General features: G+C 70.8%; 21 protein-coding genes. 9 read left to right on the top strand and 12 right to left on the bottom strand.

Going from position 1 to position 24,071, the window contains the following annotated elements:
* Positions 1–55: 55 nt before the first annotated feature.
* The 4 genes from ruvX to OHT74_RS30770 are packed head-to-tail and all read right to left on the bottom strand — an operon-like array spanning position 56 to position 4,009.
* Positions 56–526 (bottom strand): Holliday junction resolvase RuvX, encoded by a 471-nt coding sequence (gene ruvX / locus OHT74_RS30785; protein WP_266668884.1) that lies wholly within the window; start codon positions 524–526, stop codon positions 56–58.
* Between the two features lie 2 nt (positions 527–528).
* Positions 529–3,198, bottom strand: a complete 2,670-nt coding sequence (gene alaS / locus OHT74_RS30780; RefSeq protein WP_328621961.1) for an alanine--tRNA ligase — start codon at positions 3,196–3,198, stop codon at positions 529–531.
* Positions 3,198–3,569, bottom strand: a complete 372-nt coding sequence (locus OHT74_RS30775) for a DUF6167 family protein (protein ID WP_267000486.1) — start codon at positions 3,567–3,569, stop codon at positions 3,198–3,200. Before OHT74_RS30775 ends, alaS begins: the two co-directional genes overlap by 1 nt.
* An 8-nt stretch (positions 3,570–3,577) precedes the next feature.
* Positions 3,578–4,009, bottom strand: a complete 432-nt coding sequence (locus OHT74_RS30770; RefSeq protein ID WP_328621960.1) for a DUF948 domain-containing protein — start codon at positions 4,007–4,009, stop codon at positions 3,578–3,580.
* Positions 4,010–4,156: 147 nt separating this feature from the next.
* Between OHT74_RS30770 and OHT74_RS30765 the strand changes: the two genes are divergently transcribed.
* A complete protein-coding gene (locus OHT74_RS30765; protein ID WP_328621959.1) occupies positions 4,157–6,394 on the top strand; it encodes an ATP-binding protein in 2,238 nt (745 codons plus the stop codon).
* Positions 6,395–6,421: 27 nt separating this feature from the next.
* On the opposite strand, the gene rpsD is transcribed toward OHT74_RS30765, so the two are convergent.
* On the bottom strand, positions 6,422–7,033 hold the full coding sequence (gene rpsD, locus OHT74_RS30760; RefSeq protein WP_030294564.1) for a 30S ribosomal protein S4: 612 nt from the start codon (positions 7,031–7,033) through the stop codon (positions 6,422–6,424).
* A 295-nt stretch (positions 7,034–7,328) separates the two neighbouring features.
* On the opposite strand from rpsD, the gene OHT74_RS30755 reads away from it, so the two are divergent.
* Both OHT74_RS30755 and OHT74_RS30750 read left to right on the top strand, forming a co-directional pair.
* Positions 7,329–7,982, top strand: coding sequence for a DUF2470 domain-containing protein (locus OHT74_RS30755; RefSeq protein WP_443047598.1), 654 nt, complete (start codon positions 7,329–7,331; stop codon positions 7,980–7,982).
* Positions 7,983–8,070: 88 nt separating this feature from the next.
* A complete protein-coding gene (locus OHT74_RS30750) occupies positions 8,071–9,588 on the top strand; it encodes a UvrD-helicase domain-containing protein (protein ID WP_328621957.1) in 1,518 nt (505 codons plus the stop codon).
* A gap of 24 nt (positions 9,589–9,612) precedes the next feature.
* On the opposite strand, the gene OHT74_RS30745 is transcribed toward OHT74_RS30750, so the two are convergent.
* Positions 9,613–10,965: a replication-associated recombination protein A gene (locus tag OHT74_RS30745; RefSeq protein ID WP_266631046.1), complete on the bottom strand. Its 1,353-nt coding sequence runs from the start codon at positions 10,963–10,965 to the stop codon at positions 9,613–9,615.
* Positions 10,966–11,028: 63 nt separating this feature from the next.
* Positions 11,029–11,643: a vitamin K epoxide reductase family protein gene (locus OHT74_RS30740; protein WP_266668870.1), complete on the bottom strand. Its 615-nt coding sequence runs from the start codon at positions 11,641–11,643 to the stop codon at positions 11,029–11,031.
* A gap of 136 nt (positions 11,644–11,779) precedes the next feature.
* Here OHT74_RS30740 and OHT74_RS30735 point away from each other — a divergent pair, with 136 nt between their 5' ends.
* The 4 genes from OHT74_RS30735 to OHT74_RS30720 are packed head-to-tail and all read left to right on the top strand — an operon-like array spanning position 11,780 to position 15,354.
* Positions 11,780–12,661, top strand: a complete 882-nt coding sequence (locus OHT74_RS30735; protein WP_328621956.1) for an ABC transporter ATP-binding protein — start codon at positions 11,780–11,782, stop codon at positions 12,659–12,661.
* Entirely contained in the window at positions 12,658–13,515 is an 858-nt protein-coding gene (locus OHT74_RS30730) for an ABC transporter permease (protein ID WP_328621955.1), read from the top strand. Before OHT74_RS30735 ends, OHT74_RS30730 begins: the two co-directional genes overlap by 4 nt.
* On the top strand, positions 13,473–14,714 hold the full coding sequence (locus OHT74_RS30725) for a sensor histidine kinase (protein WP_328621954.1): 1,242 nt from the start codon (positions 13,473–13,475) through the stop codon (positions 14,712–14,714). Before OHT74_RS30730 ends, OHT74_RS30725 begins: the two co-directional genes overlap by 43 nt.
* Positions 14,715–14,727: 13 nt before the next feature.
* Positions 14,728–15,354: a response regulator gene (locus OHT74_RS30720; protein WP_267000473.1), complete on the top strand. Its 627-nt coding sequence runs from the start codon at positions 14,728–14,730 to the stop codon at positions 15,352–15,354.
* A gap of 9 nt (positions 15,355–15,363) precedes the next feature.
* Here OHT74_RS30720 and hisS read toward each other — a convergent pair whose 3' ends face one another.
* Positions 15,364–16,623: a histidine--tRNA ligase gene (hisS, locus tag OHT74_RS30715; RefSeq protein ID WP_266668860.1), complete on the bottom strand. Its 1,260-nt coding sequence runs from the start codon at positions 16,621–16,623 to the stop codon at positions 15,364–15,366.
* 10 nt (positions 16,624–16,633) lie between these two features.
* Entirely contained in the window at positions 16,634–17,347 is a 714-nt protein-coding gene (locus OHT74_RS30710; protein WP_266668858.1) for an MBL fold metallo-hydrolase, read from the bottom strand.
* Positions 17,348–17,510: 163 nt separating this feature from the next.
* On the opposite strand from OHT74_RS30710, the gene OHT74_RS30705 reads away from it, so the two are divergent.
* Positions 17,511–18,293, top strand: a complete 783-nt coding sequence (locus OHT74_RS30705) for a peptidylprolyl isomerase (RefSeq protein ID WP_267000469.1) — start codon at positions 17,511–17,513, stop codon at positions 18,291–18,293.
* 190 nt (positions 18,294–18,483) lie between these two features.
* On the top strand, positions 18,484–19,713 hold the full coding sequence (locus tag OHT74_RS30700; protein ID WP_266668855.1) for a DUF349 domain-containing protein: 1,230 nt from the start codon (positions 18,484–18,486) through the stop codon (positions 19,711–19,713).
* Positions 19,714–19,793: 80 nt separating this feature from the next.
* Here OHT74_RS30700 and OHT74_RS30695 read toward each other — a convergent pair whose 3' ends face one another.
* From OHT74_RS30695 to secF, 3 genes are all read right to left on the bottom strand, one after another.
* Positions 19,794–22,217, bottom strand: coding sequence for a RelA/SpoT family protein (locus OHT74_RS30695; RefSeq protein WP_267000467.1), 2,424 nt, complete (start codon positions 22,215–22,217; stop codon positions 19,794–19,796).
* Between the two features lie 247 nt (positions 22,218–22,464).
* Positions 22,465–23,016 (bottom strand): adenine phosphoribosyltransferase, encoded by a 552-nt coding sequence (locus OHT74_RS30690; RefSeq protein WP_443047597.1) that lies wholly within the window; start codon positions 23,014–23,016, stop codon positions 22,465–22,467.
* Positions 23,013–24,071, bottom strand: coding sequence for a protein translocase subunit SecF (gene secF / locus OHT74_RS30685; protein WP_266668851.1), 1,059 nt, complete (start codon positions 24,069–24,071; stop codon positions 23,013–23,015). The genes OHT74_RS30690 and secF overlap by 4 nt, the downstream gene beginning before the upstream one ends.

Raw genomic sequence — 24,071 nt, 5'->3', positions numbered from 1 at the left:
GGGCGACGACTTGTTCGAATGCCGCCGCATCGCGCGGAACGTTACCGTATCGCGATCAGACAACCACTTCGACGCACTCACCGGGCGGATTACCTGATACCCGTTCGGTCTCAAGAGCGTTCTGAAGGATCACCACTGCGGCCGCCTGGTCGATCACCGAACGGCCCTTTTTCGCGTTCTTCCCCGAGGCCCGCAGCCCCTGGGCGGCGGTGACCGTGGTCATCCGCTCGTCCACGAGACGGACCGTCACCGGCTTGATTCCCTTGGCGAGTTCCGTGGCGAAGACGCGCACCTTGGCCGCGGCCGGCCCCTCCCGCCCGCTGAGCGAGCGGGGCAGACCGACCACGACCTCCAGGGGTTCGTACTCCTCGACGAGCTGCCGCAGCCGCCGGTGGGCGAAGGGGATGTCCCGGCCCGGAACGGTTTCCACCGGTGTGGCCAACACCCCATCGGGATCGCACGAGGCGACCCCGATACGGGCGTCCCCGACATCGATGGCGAGACGGCGGCCGCGGCGCAGAGTCATCGTCAGACCGTCTCGACGACGAGGCGCTCGACCGCGGCGATGGCCTCGGGGATGGCGGCCGGGTTCTGGCCGCCGCCCTGGGCGACGTCCGGCTTGCCGCCACCGCCGCCGCCGAGGGTCTTGGCAGCGGTGCGGACCAGGTCGCCGGCCTTGAGACCGCGCTCGCGGGCGGCCTCGTTGGTGGCGATGACGGTCAGCGGGCGGTCGTTGGCCGTGGTGAACAGGGCCACGACGGCCGGGCGGTCGCCCTGGATGCGGCCGCGGACGTCGAGGACCAGCTTGCGCAGGTCGTCGGCGCCGGTGCCGTCCGGGACGGTGCCCACGACGAGGGCGACGCCGCGGATGTCCTGGGCGTTCTCGGCGAGACCGGCGGCGGCCTGGAGGACCTTCTCCGCGCGGAACTTCTCGATCTCCTTCTCGGCGTCCTTCAGCTTGCCGAGCATGGAGGCGATCTTCTCCGGCAGCTCCTCCGGACGGCCCTTGACCAGCTCCTGGAGCTGGGCGACGACCGTGTGCTCCTTGGCGAGGAAGTTGTACGCGTCCACGCCGACGAGGGCCTCGACACGGCGCACGCCGGAGCCGATGGAGGACTCGCCGAGCAGCTTCACCAGACCCAGCTGGGCGGTGTTGCCGACGTGCGTACCGCCGCACAGCTCCTTGGAGAAGTCGCCGATGGTCACGACGCGCACGCGCTCGCCGTACTTCTCACCGAACTCGGCGATGGCGCCCTGCTTCTTCGCCTCGTCGATGCTCATGATCTCGGCGGTGACGTCGAGCTCGCGCGACAGCACGTCGTTGATCTTCTGCTCGACGTCGGTGAGGACCGTGCCGGGGACGGCGTTCGGCGAGCCGAAGTCGAAGCGGAACCGGCCGGGGCTGTTCTCGGAACCGGCCTGGGCGGCCGTCGGACCGAGGGCGTCGCGCAGCGCCTGGTGGGTCAGGTGCGTGGCCGAGTGGGCGCGGGCGATGGCCCGGCGGCGGTTGATGTCGATGGCGGCGTACGCGGAGGCACCCACCGTCACCTCGCCGACCTGGACCGAGCCCTTGTGCACGGAGACACCGGGGACCGGCTGCTGGACGTCGCGGACGTTGATGATGGCGCCCGAGTCGAGCTTGATCCGGCCCTGGTCGGCGAGCTGGCCGCCGCCCTCGGCGTAGAAGGGGGTGCGGTCGAGGACGACCTCGACCTCGTCGCCCTCGGAGGCGGCGGGCGCGGAGACGCCGTTGACCAGGAGGCCGACGATGGTGGACTCGCCCTGGGTGGTGGCGTAGCCGGTGAACTCGGTGGCGCCGGAGCCGTCGGCGATCTCCCGGTAGGCGGACATGTCCGCGTGGCCGGTCTTCTTGGCCTTGGCGTCGGCCTTGGCGCGGTCGCGCTGCTCCTGCATCAGGCGGCGGAAGCCGGGCTCGTCCACGGAGAGGCCCTGCTCGGCGGCCATCTCCAGGGTGAGGTCGATCGGGAAGCCCCAGGTGTCGTGGAGCAGGAACGCCTTGTCGCCGGAGAGGACCGTGCCGCCGGCGGCCTTGGTCTCGGTCACGGCGGTGTCGAGGATGTTCGTGCCACCCTTGACGGCCTTGAGGAAGGCGGCCTCTTCGGCGAGCGCGACGGTCTCGATGCGCTTGCGGTCGGTGACGAGCTCCGGGTACTGCTGGCCCATCGTGTTGATCACGACGTCGACCAGTTCCTGGACGACCGGGCCGGTGGCGCCCATGAGGCGCATGTTGCGGATGGCGCGGCGCATGATGCGGCGCAGCACGTAGCCGCGGCCCTCGTTGCCGGGGGTGACTCCGTCGCCGATGAGCATGACGGAGGTGCGGATGTGGTCGGCGACCACGCGCATCGAGACGTCGGTGCCCCGCGCGGCGCCGTACTGCACGCCGGTCAGCTCGGTGGCCTTGTCCATGACCACGCGCAGGGTGTCGGTCTCGTACATGTTCTGCACGCCCTGCAGGATCATCGCGAGGCGCTCGAGACCCAGACCGGTGTCGATGTTCTTCGACGGCAGGTCGCCGAGGATCGGGAAGTCTTCCTTCCCGTCGCCGGCGCCGCGCTCGTACTGCATGAAGACCAGGTTCCAGATCTCCACGTAGCGCTCGTCGTTGACGGCCGGGCCGCCCTCGACGCCGAACTCGGGGCCGCGGTCGTAGTTGATCTCCGAGCACGGGCCGCACGGACCCGGGACGCCCATGGACCAGAAGTTGTCCTTCTTGCCCAGGCGCTGGATGCGCTCGGCGGGGACGCCGACGACGTCACGCCAGATCGTCTCGGCCTCGTCGTCGTCGAGGTAGACGGTGATCCAGAGCTTCTCGGGCTCCAGGCCGTAGCCGCCGTCCGCCACGGAGCTGGTGAGCAGCTCCCAGGCGTACTTGATGGCGCCTTCCTTGAAGTAGTCGCCGAAGGAGAAGTTGCCGCACATCTGGAAGAACGTGCCGTGGCGGGTGGTCTTGCCGACCTCTTCGATGTCCGGCGTACGGACGCACTTCTGCACGCTGGTGGCCCGCGAGGCCGGGGGCTTGGTCTCGCCGAGGAAGTACGGCTTGAACGGGACCATGCCCGCGTTGACCAGCAGCAGAGTCGGGTCGTCCGCGATGAGCGACGCCGAAGGGACAACGGCGTGACCGCGCTCCTCGAAGAAGCTCAGCCAGCGGCGGCGGATTTCAGCCGACTCCATCAGTGGTCCTCATTCCGGTTGTACGAACCCGTCGAGCGGTTCTCGTGGCTCGAGCGGTGGGTGGTCTTGTCGTTCTGGATGGCCCGCAGCCGCCGCTGCCCCGGGAGGGCGGTGACGTTGTCGGGCCGGGCTGGGTCCATGGCGTCCCGCCTGAGCCCCAGTGCGTCGTTCAGCTCGTCCTCGCGCTGCGACATTCCCGCCTTGACGTCGAGGGCGAAGTCCTTGAGGCGGTGGCCCGCCTCCACGGCCTTGTCGGCGGCCTGGGCGGCGAGGCTCTCCGGCGTCAGCTTCTTGAGCTGGCGGTTGACCTTGGTGGTGGCCCACACGCCGGCGGCTGCGCCGGCGGTGAACCAGAAGGCTCGGCGGAACATCGGAGGTTTCAGCCCTTCTGCTTCCGGCGCCGGGTCGTCGGCACCGTACGGCCAACGATCACGGTGCGTCGGGGCGCCTTCTGCGGCGCGTCTTCCGTGGATTTGCCCAGTGCCTTGCGGACGCCGTAGCCGAAGGCCGCGACCTTGACCAGCGGCCCGCCGAAGGTGGAGGCCACGGTGGAGGACAGCGCGGAGGCGTTCGAGGTGACTTCCTGGACGTCGCTCGCGATGGCGTCGACCCGGTCGAGCTGGGTGCGTGCGGAGCGGACGGTGGTGGAGGCGTCCGCCAGCAGCGGGACGGCCTGGTCGGTCACGTCGGCCACCAGCTTGGTCGTCGCCTTGAGCACCTGGGCCAGCCTCACCAGCACCACGGCGAGGAAGGAGACCAGAATGGCCCAGAAGACGGCCACGAGGATCCCGGCCACCTCTCCACCGGACACGTTGCACCGCTCTCTGCCTGTTGATCACTACGTAGAAAAGTCGTTCTCCGACCCTATCGCGCCGGAGATCCACCGCCGTACCGGAATTCGAAGTCCGGCGGAACCGCCTTGTACGCAGCGCATCCGGACCAGTACCCTCCGTGTCCCATGCGACAGAGGCCCGTGCGACAGAGGACCTGCGGCAATCTTCCCTCGGAGCTGAGCCGCTTCGTCGGGCGGGGTGCGGAACTCGCCGAGGTCGGGAGGCTGCTGGAAGCCTCCCGGCTGGTCACCGTGACCGGCGTCGGCGGGGTGGGCAAGTCCCGGCTGGCGCTGGCGGCGGCCCGGGAGGCGGCCGAGGCGGCGGGTGCTGCACAGGAACGCTACTGCGACGGTGTGTGGCTGGCCGAGCTGTCCTGCGTACGCGATCCGGCGCTGCTCGAACTCACGCTGGCGGAGTCGCTCGGGCTCACCGACCACACCACGCGGCCGCCCCGGACGGTCCTCGCCGAGCACCTCGCCGAGCAGCGGCTGCTGCTGGTCCTGGACGGGTTCGAGCAGCTGGTCGACGAGACCGCCGAGCTGGTGCGGGAGCTGCTGCGCCGCTCCCCCGGCCTGCGGGTGCTGGCCGCCGGGCGGCGGCCGCTGGACCTCGACGGGGAGCAGGCCTTCCCGCTGGCGCCGCCGGGCCCCGAGGAGGCGCTGGAACTGCTGGCCGAGCGGGCGGCGGCCGCCGATCCCGGCTTTGCTGTGACCGCGGCCAACCGGGCCGCACTGGTGGAGCTGTGCACCCGGCTCGACGGGATCCCGCTGGCGCTGGAGCTGGCGGCGGGGCGGCTGCGGGCGCTGTCGCCGGAGCAAGTGCTGACCCGGCTGGAGGACCGGTTCGCGCTGCTGACGGGCGGGGCGCGCGGGGCCCTCCCGCGGCACCGGGCGCTGCGTACGGCGATCGGCTGGAGCCACGAGCTGTGCACCGCGCAGGAGCGGCTGCTGTGGGCGCGGCTGTCGGTGTTCGCCGGGCACTTCGACCTCGATGCCGTCGAGTACGTGTGCGCGGGAGCGGACCTGCCGGTGGAGTCGGTGCTGGACGTGCTCGGGGAGCTCCTCGCCCAGTCGCTGCTCGCCCGGGAGGAGACTGCGGCCGGGGTGCGCTACCGGATGCTGGAGACCGTACGGGTGTACGGGGCGGGGTGGCTGGAGTCGCTGGGCGACGCCGGGCGGCTGCGGCGGCGCCACCGGGACTGGTACGTGGGGCTGGCGACCTGGTGCGAGCTGGACTGGTTCAGCCCGCGCCAGCAGGAGGTGGCCGCGCTGGTGGAGGCGGAGCTGCCGAATCTGCGGCTGGCGCTGGAGTGCTGTCTGGGGGATCCGGACGAGGCCCATCTGGGCCGGTACCTGGCGGGGACGCTGTGGTTCTACTGGGCCGGCTGCGGCCGGCTCACCGAGGGCCGGTACTGGCTGGACCGGACGCTGGAGCCCGGCCCGGCGGAGTCGGAGCACACGGGGTCGCGGCTGAAGGCGCTGTGGGTACTGGGCTACGTGGCGGCCCTGCAGGGCGATGCGGTGGCCTCGATGAGCGCCCTGTACGAGTGCCGGGACGGGGCGGCGCGGACCGGGAACCCGGTGGCGGAGGCGTACGCGGTGCACCGGCTGGGCTGCCTGGCGCTGGTCTCCGACGACATGGCGCGGGCCGGGGAACTGCTGGGCTCGGCGCTGGAGCGGTACCGGGACGCCGGGGAGCTGAACAGCAATGTGCTGATGTGCCAGGTGGAGCTGGCGATGGCGATGGCCTTCCAGGGGGATCTCGCGGGCGCGCTCTCGCTGTGCCGGGAGGTCCGGGACATCTGCGAGGAGCGCGGGGAACGCTGGACGAAGGCGTACGCCCTGTACGTCATCGCGTACGCGGCCCTGGACGCGGGGGGCACGGCCGAGGCCCGGCTGCTGCTGACCGAGTGCGTGACGATCAACCACACCTTCCGCGACCTGGTCGGGCTGGTGCTGGCGGTGGAGCTGCTGGCCCTGGTCACGGCGGTCGAGGGCCGTCCGGCCGAGGCGGCGGTGCTCCAGGGCGCGGCGGAGCCGATGTGGGACGGGGTGGGCCTTCAGCTGTTCGGCTCGGGCTACTTCAACGCCCCGCGGCTGATGTGCCGGGAGCGGGCGGGCGAGCTGCTGGGGGCGGAGCGGTACGAGGCGTGTGCGCAGCACGGCCGGAGCCTGTCGCCGGAGGAGGCGGTCGAGCGGGCGCTGCGGGCGCCGGAGCCCGTGCCGGCGGCGCCGGAACCGCTGCCGAGGCCGAGGGCCGGGGAAGCGCCGGGCACGGCGGGCGGTCCGGGGGGTCCGGGCGGTCCGGGGGGTGCGAAAAACAGGAAGCCCGTCGGCTCCCCCAAGGGGGAACCGACGGGCTGACCAGCCTGTGAGGCTACGGCCGCTGGATCAGCGGGCGTAGTACTCGACGACGAGCTGCTCGTCGCAGATGACCGGGATTTCCTTGCGGTTCGGGTCGCGGTCCAGGCGGAAGGCCAGGGCCTTCAGGTTGACCTGCAGGTAGCGCGGGGTCTCGCCCTCGCCTGCGTAGCCACCCTCACGGGCAACCTGGAACGGAACCTTCTCGCGGCTGCGCTCGCGCACGGTGATGACGTCGTCCGGACGGACACGGAACGACGGCTTGTCGACCTTGCCACCGTTGACCTCGATGTGGCCGTGAACGACCATCTGGCGGGCCTGGTAGATGGTGCGGGCGATGCCCGAACGCAGGACCAGGGCGTCGAGGCGACGCTCGAGCTCGACGACCAGCGCCTCGCCCGTCTTGCCTTCGGCCTTCTTGGCGCGGTCGTACGCGCGGGCCATCTGACGCTCAGAGATGTCGTACTGAGCGCGCAGACGCTGCTTCTCGAGCAGGCGAACCTTGTAGTCCGAGTTCTGCTTGCGGCCACGGCCGTGCTCGCCCGGCGGGTAGGGACGAGCCTCGAAGTACTTGACGGCCTTCGGGGTCAGCGCAATGCCGAGGGCACGCGACTTCTTGACCTTGGGTCGCTTCTGGTTCACGGGGAACCTACCTCCATGTAAGTTAGGTGAGGCTTACCTTAGCGAGGAGGACGTAATGTCTCGACCACATGGGATCCCCCTGCCCAGTGCGCAGCGCAGTTCGAATTCAGACGAAACAGAATCCGCTTGCGCCGACGATAAGCAAGGTCAGCCGCGTCCCAGGGAAGGCGTTCGGCAGCTCACCGGAGCCGAACGCGTACGAACCCTCGTAGAGTCCAACGCCTCAGTATCCCTCACGCTGCCGGGTGCTGTTGACCAGCTGCGATCTCTTGACCTGGCAGAGTTCGGGACAGGGATGCCGGCCGCTCGGACCGTCACCCCGGACGGGGACGTGATTCTCCTGGTGTCAGGGGAATCCGCGGCTGCCAGGGCAGCCGCTTACGCCCAGGACGACGACCTCACCGCCGTGATCGAGATCACGGATGTGGCGCCGGTGTCCGTGCCCCATCGTATCCGAGGCCGTGCGCGGCTGGCCGGGTGGCTGACGCAGGTGCGCGGGGACGACCGCGCGGCCTGCGCGGCGCTGCTGGCGGAGCGCCGGCCGGTGGGCGAACTCCTCGGGCTGCACGGCCGGCCGTCCTTCGTGATGCTGCGCCTGGAGGTCGGCGAGATCTCGGTGGACGACCTGTGGGGCGCGGAGCACGTGGAACCGGAGGACCTGGCCACGGTGGAACCGGACCCGATGGTGAACCACGAGACCGAGCTCCTCCAGCACCTGGCCGCCGCGCACCACGACCGGATCGCGGACCTGTGCGCGCTGCTGGGTCCACGGGAGAACGCCGGCATGACCGCGGTCCCCCTGGCCCTGGACCGGCTGGGCCTGCGGGTCCGCTTCACGGGCGACGGATCCTCCTTCGACGCCCGCTTCGACTTCCCGGCGCCGGTACGCGACGTCTGCGACCTGCGCCGGGCGATGCACCACCTGTTCGCGGCGGCGGGTCACCAGTAGCGAGGAAACCGTGATCGCCGGACACGCATGATCTTCCTGTGCCACCGTGATGTCGCTGGGTGACGTCACGGCTACACGGAGGAGCACAATGGCTGTCCCGACCCCTGAGCAGAGCGCGGCTGTCGACTCCTTCAGGCGCGGGGACCACCTGGTCCTCCAAGCGGGCGCCGGGACGGGCAAGACCACGACCCTGGCCATGCTGGCGAAGGGCACGGCGGCACGCGGCCGGTACATCGCCTTCAACAAGTCCATCGCCGTGGACGCGGCCGGCAGGTTTCCCGGCACGGTGGAGTGCAGGACCGCCCACTCCCTTGCCTTCGGCGCGGTGGGCCGGGGCTATGCCTCGCGGCTGAACGCCCCGCGGGTCCCCGGCTGGAAGACCGGGGCCCGGCTCGGCATCGCGGTCGGCATGCGCGTGCGGATCGGCGAGCGCAACGTCAGCAACAAGGCGCTGTCGTACACCGCGCTGCGGACCGTCACCCGCTTCTGCCAGTCCGCGGACAGCACCATCCGGCGCCACCACGTCCCGCGGCTGCGCGGCATCGAGGCCGAACATCTCCACGCCCAGCTCGTCGACGTGGTGCTGCCTTACGCGCTCAAGGCCTGGGAGGACCTGCAGAACCCGCACGAAGGCGTGGTCCGGTTCGACCACGACCACTATCTGAAGATCTGGGCCCTCACCGATCCCGTGATCCCGGCCGACTTCCTGCTGCTGGACGAGGCCCAGGACACCAATCCTGTGGTCGAGAAGATCTTCACCGCGCAACGCGACCACGCCCAGCTGGTGATGGTCGGCGACTCGGCCCAGGCCATCTACGGATGGCGCGGCGCCAGGGACGTGATGAGCGACTTCGACGGGACCCAGCTGGCCCTGTCCCAATCCTTCCGCTTCGGCTCCGCGCTCGCCGAGGAGGCCAATCGGTGGCTGCACCTCGCCGAATCCCCGATCCGGCTGACCGGCACCCCGGCCATCGAGACCCGTCTGGAGCGGGTGGAGAAGCCGGAGGCCATCCTGTGCCGGTCCAACGTCGGCGCCATGCTCGAAGTCATGCGACTGCTGGAGGACGGCCGCAGGGTCGCCCTCGTCGGCGGCGGCGAGGCACTGAGCGCCCTCGCCCGGGCCGCGCGCGACCTCAAGGCCGGCAAGCGCAGTACGCACCCCGAACTGATCCTCTTCGACTCCTGGGGGGAGCTCCAGGAGTACGCCGAGTACGACCCCTCGGGCCGGGACCTGCTGCCGCTCGTCGATCTGGTGGACGAGCACGGTGTCGACGTCATCCTGAGCGCCGTGGAACGGCTCTCCGCCGAACAGGGCGCCGAGATCGTGGTCTCCACAGCGCACAAGGCCAAGGGCCGCGAATGGGCCTCGGTCCGCATCGGCGAGGACTTCACCGAACCGGTGGATGCCGAGGAGACGGACGAGAACGGGGATCCGCTTCCCGGTGAGATCGACGACGCGGAGGCACGCCTCGCCTACGTCGCCGTCACCCGCGCGCGTCTCCGGCTCGACATCGGCGGCCTCGGCTGGATCAACCGGCGTCCCGACGGCCGTCCGGGCGCCGGCCCCGCCGGCCCCTGGGACACTCTGGGACCCGCCCCGGAGTGACGGACCCGGGCGCCGGCGGCGCGGTCAGGCACCTCCGCGGAGGCGTTCTCGGACTTTCTCCACCACATCCGCGTACCGCGCCTCCGCGCCGTACCGCGTCGGCTCGTAGTACCGCTTCCCGTGCACCGCATCAGGGGCGTACTGCTGTGCAGCGATCGCGCCCGGCACGTCGTGCGGGTACACGTACCCCACCGCGTGGCCCAGCTTCGCCGCGCCCTTGTAGTGCCCGTCCCGCAGGTGCGTCGGCACCGGGCCCGCCAGCCCCGCCCGGACATCCGCCAGCGCCGCACCGATCGCGGTCGTCGCGGTGTTCGACTTCGGGGCCAGGGCCAGCGCGATCGTCGCGTGTGACAGGGTCAGCGCGGCCTCCGGGAATCCGATCATCGCCACCGCCTGCGCCGCGGCCACCGCGAGCGGCAGGGCCGTCGGGTCCGCCAGCCCGATGTCCTCGCTCGCCGAGATCATCAGGCGGCGCGCGATGAACCGCGGGTCTTCCCCGGCCTCGATCATCCGCGCCAGATAGTGCAGCGCCGCGTCCACGTCCGAGCCGCGGATCGACTTGATCAGCGCACTCGCCACGTCGTAGTGCTGGTCCCCGTCCCGGTCGTACTTCACCGCCGCCCGGTCGACCGCTTCCTCCACCGTCCGGAGGCTGATCTCGGACTCCCCCTTGGCGATCGCCGAACCGGCACCGGCCTCCAGCGCCGTCAGCGCCCGCCGGGCATCGCCGCCGGCGATCCGCAGCAGGTGCGCCTCCGCGTCCGCCGGCAGGGTCACCGCCCCGCCCAGGCCCCGCTCCTCCGTCAGCGCCCGCCGCATCAGCGCGCTCAGGTCCTCGTCCGTCAGCGGCTCCAGCGTGAGCAGCAGCGACCGCGACAGGAGCGGGGAGATGATCGAGAAGTACGGGTTCTCCGTGGTCGCGGCGATCAGCGTCACCCAGCGGTTCTCGACGGCCGGGAGCAGCGAGTCCTGCTGGGCCTTGCTGAACCGGTGGATCTCGTCGAGGAAGAGGACCGTGTCCTTGCCGTACCCGCCGGCCGCCCGCTTGGCGCCCTCGATGACGGCGCGTACCTCTTTCACGCCCGCCGTGATCGCCGACAGCTCCACGAACCGCTTCTGCGTCGCCTGGCTCACCACGTACGCCAGGGTGGTCTTGCCGATGCCGGGCGGGCCCCACAGGATCACCGACGAGGCGCCGGCCGGACCGCCCGCCCCGTCCCCGACCAGCCGCCGCAGCGGTGATCCGGGCTTCAGCAGGTGCTGCTGGCCGACGACCTCGTCCAGGGTGCGGGGGCGCATGCGGACGGCGAGCGGGGAGCTCGCCGGATCCTTCTCCCGGCGGTCTTCGGCAGCGGCGGTGAACAGGTCTGGTTCCACACAGGAAGCCTATGCGAGCCCACTGACAGCCCACCGACAGCGGGCCGCGGGCTCAGGGAGGCCTCAGGAGGTCCAGAAGTCCCACCAGCGCGTCAGGATCAGCATGCCGATGATCCCGACGTGCAGGACCGGCAGCACCCAGGTGAACTCGTCGAGGAAGGAACGCAGCCAGCCCGGGGCGGGCAGCAGGCCCTCCCGCACGTTGTGCGCGGTGACGTACCAGAACATGAAGATCGTGGCGACCCATGCCAGCGAGCACCACAGGCACAGCGAGTTGATGTTGTACAGCGACTGGTACATCAGCCAGGCGCAGAAGACGACGCCGAACAGCATGCCCGCGTTGAGGGTCAGCCAGTACCAGGGGCGGAAGCGGGCCCCGGCCAGCACGCTCATGCCGACGCAGACCACGATCCCGTATGCGACCAGCCCCAGCATCGGGTTCGGGAAGCCGAAGGCGGACGCCTGGTCGCTCTTCATGATGTTGCCGCAGGAGACGATCGGGTTCAGGCTGCAGCCCGGCGTGAAGTTCGGGTCCTCGAGCAGCTTGAACTTGTCGATCGTGATCACCCAGGCCGCGAGCAGTCCCGCGGCGCCCGTGATCACCAGCAGCAGGGCGAGTGCCCGGCTGGCGCCGACCGTCCGCGGGGCGGTGTCTGCGTCCGTACCTCGTGTCGTCATACCGCCCGCTCCACATCTGCAAGGTCAACAAGCACCGGCCATTGTGCCGTACTGAGCCGGTGTCCACCGTTCGGTGGACATAAGGACGTACGCACGGGGGGACCGGTGGAGCGGGTTCCGCCACACCATTTGAGACATGACACGGAACGCGGTGGAAGTACGGGGGCTTCGCAAGCAGTACGGCGAAGTCACCGCAGTGGACGGACTCGATCTGACGATCCGGCAGGGCGAGGTCTTCGGCCTCCTCGGGCCGAACGGCGCCGGCAAGAGCACGACGGTGGAGATCCTGCAGGGCCACCGGGAACGGGACGGCGGCGAGGTCACCGTGCTCGGCGCGGACCCGGCCGCCGCCGGGCGGGCATGGCGCTCGCGCGTCGGGATCGTCTGGCAGGACGAGTCGGCGCCCGCGGAACTGACGGTACGGGAGACGGTCGAGCACTTCGCCCGCTACTACCCGGCCCCGCGCGACCCGGCCGAGGTCATCGCCCTGGTCGGCCTGGAGCAGAAGCGGGACCAGCGGGTGAAGGGCCTCTCGGGCGGCCAGCGGCGCCGGCTCGACGTGGCGCTCGGCGTCATCGGCGATCCCGAGCTGCTGCTCCTCGACGAGCCGACCACCGGCTTCGACCCGGCGGCGCGGCGCCAGTTCTGGGACCTGATCCGGCTGCTCGCCGCCGAGGGCACCACCATCGTGCTCACCACGCACTACCTGGAGGAGGCCGAGGCCCTCGCCGACCGCCTCGCGGTCATCGCGAGCGGCAGGGTCGTCGCCGACGGCGAACCGGCCGAGCTGCGCTCCCGGTTCGGCACCGGCGCCACCGTCGAGTGGACCGAGGCCGACGGCAGCCCCCGCAGCATCGCCACCGAGACCCCCACCCGTACGGTCGCCGAGCTCATGGCCCGCTTCGAGGGCGAGATCCCGGGGCTGAAGATCGGCCGGCCCACCCTGGAGGACGTGTACCTGCGCCTCACGGGCCAGCTCGTACCCACGACCGCGCAACAGCCGGAGGACGCACGATGAGCACGACCGCCACGACCGCGACGACCGGCGGCAGGGCCGCCGCGGCTGCGAAGGCGCTGCCCGGCGCCTGGACCCTGGGCCTGAGCCACGGGGCCCTGGAGATCAGGCAGTTCGTCCGCCAGCGCGACGCGATGATCTTCACCTTCGCCTTCCCCATCGTCTTCCTGGCCCTCTTCGCCTCGATCTTCCGCGACAGCGTGGAGAACACCGGGATCACCGCCTCCCAGCTGTACGCGGCCGGCATGGTCGCCGCGGGCATCATGTCCACCAGCTTCCAGTCGCTCGGGATCTCGATCGCCGTCGAACGGGACGAGAAGGTGCTGCGCCGGCTGCGCGGGACGCCGATGCCCCCGGCCGCGTACTTCCTCGGCAAGGTCTGGATGGTGCTGGCCACCGGACTCGCCGAGACCGCGATCCTGCTGCTCGTCGGCTCCACCCTGTTCGGCCTCGACCTGCCGGCCTCCGCGGCCAAGTGGCTCACGTTCGGCTGGATCTTCGTCCTCGGCCTGACCGGGTGCGCCCTGCTCGGCATCGCCATCAGCAGCCTGCCCAAGTCCGGCAAGAGCGCCAGCTCGGTGGTCGTCCTGCCGTTCCTGATCCTGCAGTTCATCTCCGGCGTCTTCATCCCGGTCAACGCGATCCCGGACTGGCTGCTGAACATCGGCGCACTGTTCCCGCTCAAGTGGATGTGCCAGGGGCTGCGCGGGGTGTTCCTGCCGGAGTCCGCGGCCGTCCTGGAGCAGGCGGGCAGCTGGGAGTACGGAAAGGTCGCCCTGGTCCTGGGGGCCTGGGTCGTCGGAGGATTGGTCCTGTGTCTGCTGACCTTCAAGTGGAAGAACCGCCGCGACGGCTGAACGGGTTCACGGGGACGGCCGGAGCGCGCGAACCCCACGTCTGGGACCGCGCGTTCGGGCCGTGGGACCTCTACTTCGGCGTCGTGTGGGTCGCGACCGCGGCCTTCGTGCTGGGCGCGGACTTCCCTTCGCTCTCGTACCGGATCCCCGCCGTCGCCCTGCTCGCGCTGCTGATCCCCTGGTACGCGTGGGCCGGCCGGCCCCTGCTCCTGATGGATCCCGGCGCCGAACCGGGGCTGTCCCTGCGCTACCTGGGGGTGATGCTGGCCCTGTTCCTGCCCGCCGCCTGCCTGGTCGGCGAGACCCGGCTGATCACCTTCGCGCTCGCCCCGCACTTCTTCATGCTGCTGCCGCTGCGCCGGGCGATCGGCGCGATGGGGGTGGTGGCCCTGCTGCCGGTGGCCGGGTGGGCGCTGCTGTGGCGGCCGACGGGCCACATCGTCTTCGTCAACGCGGTCAGCTCGTTCGTCACGTTCGCCTTCTCCGCCTTCTTCGGCGCCTGGATCCTCCGGATCATCGAGCAGAGCCAGGGGCGGGCCTCGCTGATCGCCGAACTCGACGCCAGCCGGGAGGAGGTGGCCCGGCTGTCCGCCGCTCAGGGCGCCCATGCCGAAAGGGAACGCATGTCCCGCGAGATCCACGACACCCTCGCCCAGGGCTTCACGAGTCTGCTGATGCTGGTCCAGGCCGTGCAGTCGGAGATGGACACGGATCCGGAGCAGGCCCACCGGCATCTGGAGCTGATGGCCGCCACCGCCCGGCAGAACCTGGCCGAGGCCCGGGCACTGGTCTCGGGCGGCGCCCCCGCGGACCTGGACGCCGGCTCGCTGCCGGACGCGGTACGCCGCCTCGCGGCCCGGCAGGACCCGCCGGCGGCGGTGTCGGTGACCGGGGAGGTCCGGCCGCTGGCCGCGGTACTGGAGGTGGTGGCCCTGCGGTCCTGCCAGGAATCGCTGTCGAACGCGTCGAAGCACGCGGGGGCGGCGGCGCGCTGCGCGGTGTCCCTGGCTTACGGTGACTGCGAACTCACCGTCACCGTCAAGGACACCGGGCGGGGCTTCGACCCGGCGGCCCCCGCCCCGGGCCACGGCCTGCGGGGGCTGCGCGCCCGTGCGGCGGAGGTCGGCGGGACGGCGGTGATCGACAGCGCGCCGGGGACCGGCACGACGGTCACGGTGGCTCTCCCGACGACTCGCTGAGGAGCCGTACGACATGATCCGCATCCTGCTGGCCGACGACCACCCGGTGGTACGGGAAGGCCTGCGCGGCATGCTCAGCGCCGAGCCGGACCTGGAGGTCGTCGCGGAGGCCGCGAACGGCCCGCAGGCGGAGGCGCTGGCCGCGCAGCTGGTCCCCGGCCTGGACCTGATCCTGATGGACCTGCGGATGCCGGGCGGCGACGGCGTCGAGTCCATCGCCCGGATCAGTGCGGCAGGGCTGCCGGTGCGGGTGGTGGTCCTGACGACGTACGAGAACGACCGGGACATCCTGCGGGCGGTGGAGGCGGGGGCGGCCGGCTACCTGCTGAAGGACATGGCGCGGGCCGAACTGGCCGACGCGATCCGCGCGGCCGTGCGGGGCGAGACGGTCCTGGCCCCGTCGGTGGCGGGCCGCCTGGTCGACCGCCTCCGCACCCGCCCCGAGCGCCCCCGCCTCTCCGACCGCGAGGTCGCGGTCCTGCGCCTGGTCGCGGAGGGGGCGACGAACGCGGAGATCGGCCGGCGCCTGTTCGTCGCGGAATCCACCGTCAAAACGCACCTGCTGCGCATCTTCGCCAAGCTGGAGGTCACGGACCGCACGGCTGCGGTGACCACAGCCATGCGGCACGACCTCCTCTGAGGGCCTGCGTCAGGCCAGCTTGGTCCGGAGGACCTCTACGACGTCCGTCACGGCGACCGGGGACTGTTCCCCGGACTCCATGTCCTTCAGCTGGACGACACCCTCCGCCAGGTCGCGGTCACCCGCGACGATCGCGAAGCGCGCACCGCTGCGGTTCGCGTCCTTCATGGAGCCCTTGAGGCCCTTGCCGCCGTACGACATGTCCGCCGCGACGCCCGCCTTGCGCAGCTGCGTCACCAGCCCGAACACGGTCGGCTTCGCCTCGCCCAGCGCCACCGCGAACACCGACGTCGACGCCGGGATGTCCAGCTCGACGCCCTCGGCCTGGAGCGCGAGCACCGTACGGTCCACGCCCAGCGCCCAGCCCACCGACGGCAGGGCCGGTCCGCCGATCATCTCGGACAGGCCGTCGTAGCGGCCGCCGCCGCCGACCGCGGACTGCGAGCCCAGGCCGTCGTGGACGAACTCGAACGTGGTCCGCGTGTAGTAGTCCAGCCCGCGCACCAGCTTCTCGTCGTCCTCGAAGGCGACGCCGGCCGCCGTGATCAGCGCCCGGACCTCCTCGTGGTACGCCTTGCACGCGTCGCACAGGTAGTCGCGCAGCACCGGAGCTCCGACGAGCTGCTTCTGCACGTCGGCACGCTTGTCGTCGAGGACGCGCAGCGGGTTGATCTCGGCCCGGCGCACGGTCTCCTCGTCGAGGTCGAGACCGCTCAGGAAGGACTGCAGTGCCTCCCGGTACACCGGGCGGCACTCCTTGTCGCCCAGCGAGTTCAGCAGGATGCGGAAGTTGCGCAGGCCCAGGGTGCGGTACGCCTGGTCGGCCAGGATGATCAGCTCGGCGTCCAGCGCCGGGTCCTCGGCGCCGATGGCCTCGGCACCGACCTGCGAGAAGTGGCGGTAGCGGCCCGCCTGCGGCTTCTCGTAGCGGTAGTACGAGCCCGAGTACCAGAGCTTGACCGGCAGGTTGCCCTTCTTGTGCAGGCTCGCCTCCAGCGCCGCGCGCAGCACCGAGGCGGTGCCCTCCGGGCGGAGGGCCAGCTGGTCGCCGCCCTTGGTCTCGAAGGCGTACATCTCCTTGGAGACGATGTCGGTGGACTCGCCGACGCCTCGGGCGAAGAGGCCCACGTCCTCGAAGCCGGGCGTCTCGATGTAGCCGTATCCGGAGTTGCGGAGCGGGGCCGCGATGGCCTCGCGCACCGCCAGATACGTCACGGAGACCGGCGGGATCAGGTCGTACGTGCCCTTGGGGGCCTGGAAAGTAGCCACGAAACTCTCGTCACATTCCTCGTCGTGGAGCGGCCGTCGGGTCCGCTCCGAGGCCGGCGGCGACCTCCCGCAGGTACGGGTTCGTCGCGCGCTCACGGCCGATGGTGGTCTGGGGACCGTGGCCGGACAGCACCACGGTCGAGTCGTCGAGCGGCAGGCACACGCGGGCCAGCGACTCGAGCATCTCGGCGTGGGAGCCGCCGGGCAGGTCGGTGCGTCCGATGGAGCCGGCGAACAGCAGGTCGCCCGAGAAGAAGACCGGCGGGATGTCCGCCAGCTCGGGCATCCGGAAGGTCACCGACCCCCTGGTATGCCCGGGCGCGTGCGCCACCGAGAAGTCCATGCCGGCCAGCTTCAGCCCGGCGCCGTCCGTCAGCTCGCGGACGTCGTCCGGCTCGCCCACGGTGAGCTCGCCCATCAGCGGCATCCCGATGGAACGCCCCAGCGCCTTCTCGGGGTCGCTCATCATGAAGCGGTCCTCAGGGTGGATCCAGGCCGGTACGTCGTGCGCTCCGCACACCGGGACCACCGAGGCCACGTGGTCGATGTGGCCGTGGGTGAGGACGACCGCGACGGGCTTGAGCCGATGCTTCTTCAGCGTCTCCTCGACACCCTGGGTGGCCTGGTGGCCCGGGTCGATGATGACGCACTCCTCACCTGCGGCGGGGGCGACCACGTAACAGTTGGTCCCCCAGGCCCCGGCGGGGAACCCGGCAATCAGCACGTTCGTCCTCAATCGTCGTCCGGCGGGAGCTTCAGCAGCGGCCGAGATCGGAATGCTGCTGCTCAGAGCCTACCGGCGCCGCTCGTTACACAGCGAACCCATATACGGTACGGCCTAACCGAGCCCGGACAGCGGTGCCAGACACGTACAAGGAGACGACCCGGTGGTCACGAGCGATCAGCGGCGGCGACAGCTCGCCAAGGAGAAGTACGAGCGCCAGCAGAAGCGCCGGGCCGAGGCCCGGCGGAAGTCGCGCCGGCGTGCGGCCGTGATCGGGGCGGCGGTGGCCGTGGTGGTCGCGACGCTGGTCGGCCTCGTGGTGGGCGGCGTCTTCGACAAGGACAAGAAGGACCAGGCGGCGGATCCGGCGGCGAACCCGTCGGCCTCGCCCTCGCCGAAGCAGTCGCCCTCGCCGGCGATGGCGATCGACAAGAACGCGAAGTACACGTTCGGCCTGAAGACCAGCGCGGGCGAGATCAAGTTCGAGATGGACGCGGCGAAGACGCCGGAGACCGTCAACTCGTTCAAGTCGCTCGCCGACAAGGGCTTCTTCGACAACACCAAGTGCCACCGCCTCACCACGTCCGGGATCTTCGTACTCCAGTGCGGCGACCCGGAGGGCACGGGCATGGGCGGCCCCGGCTACACCATCGCGGACGAGAACCTCGACTCGCTGGGCAAGCCGAACGAGCAGGGCCAGGTGATCTACCCGGCGGGCACGGTGGCGATGGCCAATACCGGCCAGCCGCACAGCGGCGGCAGCCAGTTCTTCCTGGTCTACAAGGACAGCCCGCTGGCTCCGTCGTACACGCCGTTCGGCAAGATCGACGCGGCGGGCCTGAAGGCGCTCGAGGCGGTGGCCAAGGCCGGTACCGCCGACGGCGGCCAGGACGGGGCCCCCAAGACCCCGGTGACCATCGAGAAGGGCGCCGTCACCCAGAACTGACGGGCCGCGGCGGCCTCGGGACCGGCCGCTGTCCGCCCCCTACGGCGATATTCCGTCGTGCGGGATGCGGACAGCCGGCCCGGCGGTCGCCTATGTTTGCGTTGTGCAGGGCGGGCGCTGCCCGCCCCCGGAAACTGTGGACGATGCCCAGGGGGTGAACCCCTCGCAGGCATCAGGTGGAGGAGGCGCTGTGAGCAGCGACCCGTGGGGCCGCGTCGACGAGACGGGCACCGTGTACGTGCGTACTGCCGAGGGCGAGAAGGTCGTCGGCTCTTGGCAGGCGGGCACCCCTGAGGAGGCCCTGGCCTACTTCGAGCGCAAGTACGAGGGCCTGGTGGTCGAGATCGGCCTCCTCGAACGGCGGGTGCGGACCACCGATCTGTCCGCCAAGGACGCGCAGACGGCCATCGACCACCTGCGCACGCAGGTGGAGGAGCACCACGCCGTGGGCGACCTCGACGCCCTGCGCGTCCGGCTGGACAAGCTGGTCGCGACCGTGGACTCGCGGCGCGAGGAGCGCAAGGTCCAGAAGGCCAAGCAGACGGACGAGGCCCGTGCGGCCAAGGACGCGCTGGTGGCCGAGGCCGAGCAGCTGGCGCAGAGCGACCAGTGGCGCAGTGCGGGCGAGCGGCTGCGGGCCCTGGTGGACACCTGGAAGGGTCTGCCGCGCCTCGACCGCAAGTCGGACGACGAGCTGTGGCACCGCTTCTCGCACGCCCGTTCCGCCTTCTCCAAGCGCCGCAAGGCGCACTTCGCCTCGCTCGACGCGCAGCGCGAGGACGCCCGCAAGGTCAAGGAGAAGCTGGTCGCGGAGGCCGAGTCGCTGTCGAAGTCGACCGACTGGGGTCCGACGGCCGCCCGCTACCGCGAGCTGATGGCGGACTGGAAGGCGGCGGGCCGGGCGCAGCGCGAGTCCGAGGACGACCTGTGGAACCGCTTCCGCGGTGCGCAGGACGTGTTCTTCGCGGCGCGCGGCGAGGTGTTCGCGGAGCGCGACGCCGAGCAGGTGGAGAACCTGAAGCTGAAGGAGGAGCTGGCCGACGAGGCCGAGAAGCTCGTCCCGATCACGGACCTGAAGGCGGCCCGGGCTGCGTTCCGCTCCCTCAACGAGCGCTGGGAGGGCATCGGCCACGTGCCGCGGGACGCCCGTCCGAAGGTCGAGGGCCGGATGCACGCGGTGGAGCGTGCAATCCAGGAGGCCGAGGAGGGCGAGTGGCGTCGTACGAACCCGGAGGCGCGGGCCCGTGCGGCCGGTCTGACGGGTCAGCTGCAGGCGGCGGTCGACAAGCTGCGTGAGCAGATCGACGCGGCCCGTGCCGCGGGCAACAACGCGAAGGCCGACAAGCTGGCCCGCGAGCTCGAGGGCCGCCAGGCCCTGCTGGACCAGGCGCTGAAGGGCCTGGAGGAGTTCGGCGGCTAGTCACGGCGCTTGTACGTGCAAAAGGGCCCCGGTACGGAATGTCGTACCGGGGCCCTCGTACGTGCGCTGCGCGCGCCCGGCTACGGCCTGCGGGCCGAGGTGACGCGGTAGACGTCGTAGACGCCCTCCACGCCCCGTACGGCCTTCAGGACGTGTCCCAGGTGCTTCGGGTCGCCCATCTCGAAGGTGAACCGCGAGGTGGCCACCCGGTCGCGGGAGGTCTGGACGGCCGCGGAGAGGATGTTCACGTGCTGGTCCGACAGCACCCGGGTGACGTCCGACAGCAGCCGGGACCGGTCCAGCGCCTCCACCTGGATGGCGACCAGGAAGACCGAGGACTGGGTCGGCGCCCATTCGACTTCCAGCATCCGCTCGGGCTCCTGCGAGAGGGAGTCCACGTTGACGCAGTCCGCCCGGTGAACCGATACGCCACTGCCGCGCGTGACGAAGCCGACGATCGGGTCGCCCGGGACCGGGGTGCAGCAGCGGGCCAGCTTGACCCACACGTCGTCGACGCCCTTGACGACCACGCCCGGGTCGGCGTTCTTGCGGCGCGTGCCCCTGGTCCGGGACGGCGGGACGCTCTCCTCGATGTCCTCGTTCGCGGCTTCCTCGCCGCCGAGGGCCTGCACCAGCTTCTGTACGACACCCTGCGCGGCCACGTGGCCCTCGCCGATCGCCGCGTACAGGGAGGAGATGTCGGGGTAGCGCATCTCGTGCGCGAGGGTGACGAGCGAGTCGCCGGTGAGGATGCGCTGGATCGGCAGGTTCTGCTTGCGCATGGCCCGCGCGATGGCGTCCTTGCCGTGCTCGATGGCCTCGTCGCGGCGCTCCTTGGAGAACCAGCCGCGGATCTTGTTGCGGGCCCGCGGGGACTTGACGAAGCCGAGCCAGTCGCGGGACGGGCCCGCGCCCTCGGCCTTGGAGGTGAAGACCTCGACGAGGTCGCCGTTGTCGAGGGTCGACTCGAGCGGGACGAGGCGGCCGTTGACGCGTGCGCCTATGGTCCGGTGGCCGACCTCGGTGTGGACGGCGTACGCGAAGTCCACCGGGGTCGCCCCGGCCGGCAGCGCGATGACGTCGCCCTTGGGCGTGAAGACGAAGACCTCGTTGCGGGAGAGGTCGAAGCGCAGCGAGTCGAGGAACTCGCCCGGGTCCTCGGTCTCCTTCTGCCAGTCCAGCAGCTGGCGCAGCCAGGCCATGTCGTTGACGGTGTCCTGCCCGGCGCTGCCCTTCGCTGCCTGCGGGACGTCGGTGCGGACCTTGGAGGTGCCGGCGACGGTCTGCTGCTTGTACTTCCAGTGCGCGGCGATGCCGTACTCGGCGCGGCGGTGCATGTCGAACGTGCGGATCTGGAGCTCGACGGGCTTGCCGCTGGGTCCGATGACCGTCGTGTGGAGCGACTGGTACATGTTGAACTTGGGCATCGCGATGTAGTCCTTGAACCGGCCGGGGACCGGATTCCATCGCGCGTGCACGGTGCCGAGGGCCGCGTAGCAGTCCCGTACGGTGTCGACGAGGACGCGGATGCCGACCAGGTCGTAGATCTCCGCGAAGTCGCGGCCGCGGACGATCATCTTCTGGTAGACGCTGTAGTAGTGCTTGGGCCGGCCGGTGACGGTGGCCTTGATGCGGGCGGCCCGGAGGTCGGTCTGCACCTCGTCGGTGACGACGGTGAGGTACTCGTCGCGCTTGGGCGCCCGCTCGGCGACGAGGCGGACGATCTCGTCGTACATCTTGGGGTAGAGGATCGCGAAGGCGAGGTCCTCGAGCTCCCACTTGATCGTGTTCATGCCCAGCCGGTGCGCCAGCGGGGCGTAGATCTCGAGGGTCTCGCGGGCCTTCTTCTCCTGCTTCTCCCGCTTGAGGTAGCGCATGGTGCGCATGTTGTGCAGGCGGTCGGCGAGCTTGATGACCAGGACGCGCGGGTCCTTGGCCATGGCGACGACCATCTTGCGGACGGTCTCGGCCTGGGCGGCCTCGCCGAACTTGACCCGGTCGAGCTTGGTGACGCCGTCGACGAGCAGGGCCACGGCGTCGCCGAAGTCGCGGCGCAGGTCCTCCAGCCCGTACTCGGTGTCCTCGACGGTGTCGTGCAGCAGTCCGGCCATCAGGGTGGCCGGGTCCATGCCCAGCTCGGCGAGGATGGTGGTCACCGCGAGCGGGTGGGTGATGTACGGGTCGCCGCTCTTGCGCTTCTGACCGCGGTGCCAGCGCTCGGCGACCTGGTACGCCTGCTCGATCTGGCGCAGCGTCGCCGTCTCGATCTTCGGATCGTTGCTGCGGACTATGCGGAGCAGCGGTTCCAGTACCGGGTTGTACGGGTTGGAACGCTGGACGCCGAGGCGGGCGAGCCGGGCGCGCACGCGGTTGGAGGACCCGGCCGACTTCGCGGGCGCGGGCTTCACGGGCGGGGCCGGCGGGGGCGTGGCGGGGGGCGCCGCGGCCTGCTCGGCCTGCGGGTCGGGCTGCGCGGCGGAGAGTGGCTGGACCTCGTCTGGCAAGAGCGCTCCTCTGGGGGTCCCCCCGGACGAAGTGTGGGGGAGGATCCGGTGCCCGTGTCCGGTCCGGATAACCCATGGTAGCGATGGTTCCGGCCCCCCGTTCGCCGAGCCCCGGGCTCCGGCCCCGGCCCCGCCTGCGTGCGGGGCGCGGGGGACCGGGGGCAGAGCCCCCGGCAACGGCACCGCACACGCGAACGGCGGGTACCCGGGATGGCCCGGATACCCGCCGTTCGGCAGATGAAGAAGGTCAGACGACGATCAGTGCGTCCATCGGGGCCCCCGCAAGGGCGCCGGCCAGCCGCTCACGGCCCGGCAGGAACGACAGCTCCATCAGGACCGCCACACCGGCGACCTCCGCCCCGGCCCGCCGGATCAGCGAGAGCGAGGCCTCGGCGGTACCGCCCGTGGCCAGGACGTCGTCGATGACCATGACCCGGTCGCCGGCCGACAGGTCCTCGGCGTGGACCTCGATCTCCGCCGTGCCGTACTCCAGCTCGTACGACTGCGCGAGCGTGGCGCCCGGCAGCTTCCCGGCCTTGCGCACCGGCACGAAGCCGATGCCCGCCTGGACCGCCACCGGAGCCGCGAGGATGAACCCGCGCGCCTCCAGCCCGACGATCTTCGTCGCCCCGTACTGCCCGGCCAGCTCCACCAGCGCGTCCGTCAGGGCCGCGAAGGCCTTCGGGTCCGCCAGCAGCGGGGTGATGTCCTTGAACATCACGCCCGGCTTCGGGTAGTCCGGGACGTCCTTGATCCGGCTGAGCAGCAGCTCGCGCGCCTCGGGGGACAGCGTGCTCACCGGCGCCGTCCCGGCCGGCCCTGGGCCACGACCTGCGGGGCGTCGCCCGCCTCGTTGCCCTCGTCGTCCGCGGACTCGCCCTTCGCCGCCGCGGCCGCCCGCTTGGCGAGCACCCGCTTCTTCAGGGCCTTCATCGCCGGCTCGCGCTCCTTGAGGTCCACGACCAGCGGGGTCGCGATGAAGATCGAGGAGTACGCACCGGCCGCGAGGCCGACGAACAGCGACAGCGAGATGTCGTTCAGCATGCCGGCGCCCAGGAAGCCGCCGCCGATGAAGAGCAGCGCCCCGACGGGGAGCAGCGCGACGACCGTGGTGTTGATCGAGCGGACCAGGGTGCCGTTGATGCTGCGGTTGGCGATCTCGCTGAACGTGTAGCGGGTCTGCTTGGTGATGTCCTTCGAGCCCTCCTTCAGACCGTCGAAGACGACGACGGTGTCGTAGAGGGAGTAACCGAGAATCGTCAGCAGACCGATCACGGTGCCCGGCGTGACCTCGAAACCGACCAGCGCGTACACGCCGACGGTGATGGTGAGGTCGTGGATCAGGGCGATCAGCGCGGCGACCGCCATCCGCCACTCGAAGGCGATGGCGAGGTAGATCACCACGAGGACCATGAAGACGCCGAGGCCGGTCCAGGCCTTGTTCGCGATCTGGTCGCCCCAGCTGGGGCCGACCAGGTCCGCGTTGATGTCGGCCTCGGTGACCTTGAGGTCGGTGGCGAGCTGCTTCTTGACGCCCGCCGCGTCGTTCGTGTCCAGACCCGAGATCTGGATGCGCATGCCGCCCGTGCCGAGCTCCTGGACGATCGCGTCGTGGCCCGAGGCCTTCTCCGCGACCTCGGTCGCCTTGGCGACGGAGACGGCCGTCTTCGGGGTGGTGAAGACGGCACCGCCCTTGAACTCGATGCCCATGTTGAGGCCCTGAACGGCCAGGGCCACGATCGCCGTGATGGTGATCAGGATGGAAACGCCGTACCAGATGAAACGCTTGCCGACGAAGTCGTAGCCGACCTCACCGCGGTACAGCTTGGCGCCGAGATCTCCCAGCTTCGACAT

It is taken from the genome of Streptomyces sp. NBC_00354, assembly GCF_036106915.1.
Lineage (GTDB): Bacteria > Actinomycetota > Actinomycetes > Streptomycetales > Streptomycetaceae > Streptomyces.
This window is presented reverse-complemented; position numbering and strand designations above follow the sequence as displayed.

What these genes read in the sequence shown, in the direction of transcription:
- OHT74_RS30750 (WP_328621957.1), top strand. Translation starts at nt 8,071, where the DNA reads ATGGCTGTCCCGACCCCTGAGCAGAGCGCGGCTGTCGACTCCTTCAGG.
- OHT74_RS30765 (WP_328621959.1), top strand. Translation starts at nt 4,157, where the DNA reads ATGCGACAGAGGCCCGTGCGACAGAGGACCTGCGGCAATCTTCCCTCG.
- OHT74_RS30775 (WP_267000486.1), bottom strand. Translation starts at nt 3,569, where the DNA reads ATGTTCCGCCGAGCCTTCTGGTTCACCGCCGGCGCAGCCGCCGGCGTG.
- OHT74_RS30740 (WP_266668870.1), bottom strand. Translation starts at nt 11,643, where the DNA reads ATGACGACACGAGGTACGGACGCAGACACCGCCCCGCGGACGGTCGGC.
- OHT74_RS30720 (WP_267000473.1), top strand. Translation starts at nt 14,728, where the DNA reads ATGATCCGCATCCTGCTGGCCGACGACCACCCGGTGGTACGGGAAGGC.
- OHT74_RS30755 (WP_443047598.1), top strand. Translation starts at nt 7,329, where the DNA reads ATGCCGGCCGCTCGGACCGTCACCCCGGACGGGGACGTGATTCTCCTG.
- OHT74_RS30735 (WP_328621956.1), top strand. Translation starts at nt 11,780, where the DNA reads ATGACACGGAACGCGGTGGAAGTACGGGGGCTTCGCAAGCAGTACGGC.
- ruvX (WP_266668884.1), bottom strand. Translation starts at nt 526, where the DNA reads ATGACTCTGCGCCGCGGCCGCCGTCTCGCCATCGATGTCGGGGACGCC.
- secF (WP_266668851.1), bottom strand. Translation starts at nt 24,071, where the DNA reads ATGTCGAAGCTGGGAGATCTCGGCGCCAAGCTGTACCGCGGTGAGGTC.
- OHT74_RS30730 (WP_328621955.1), top strand. Translation starts at nt 12,658, where the DNA reads ATGAGCACGACCGCCACGACCGCGACGACCGGCGGCAGGGCCGCCGCG.
- alaS (WP_328621961.1), bottom strand. Translation starts at nt 3,198, where the DNA reads ATGGAGTCGGCTGAAATCCGCCGCCGCTGGCTGAGCTTCTTCGAGGAG.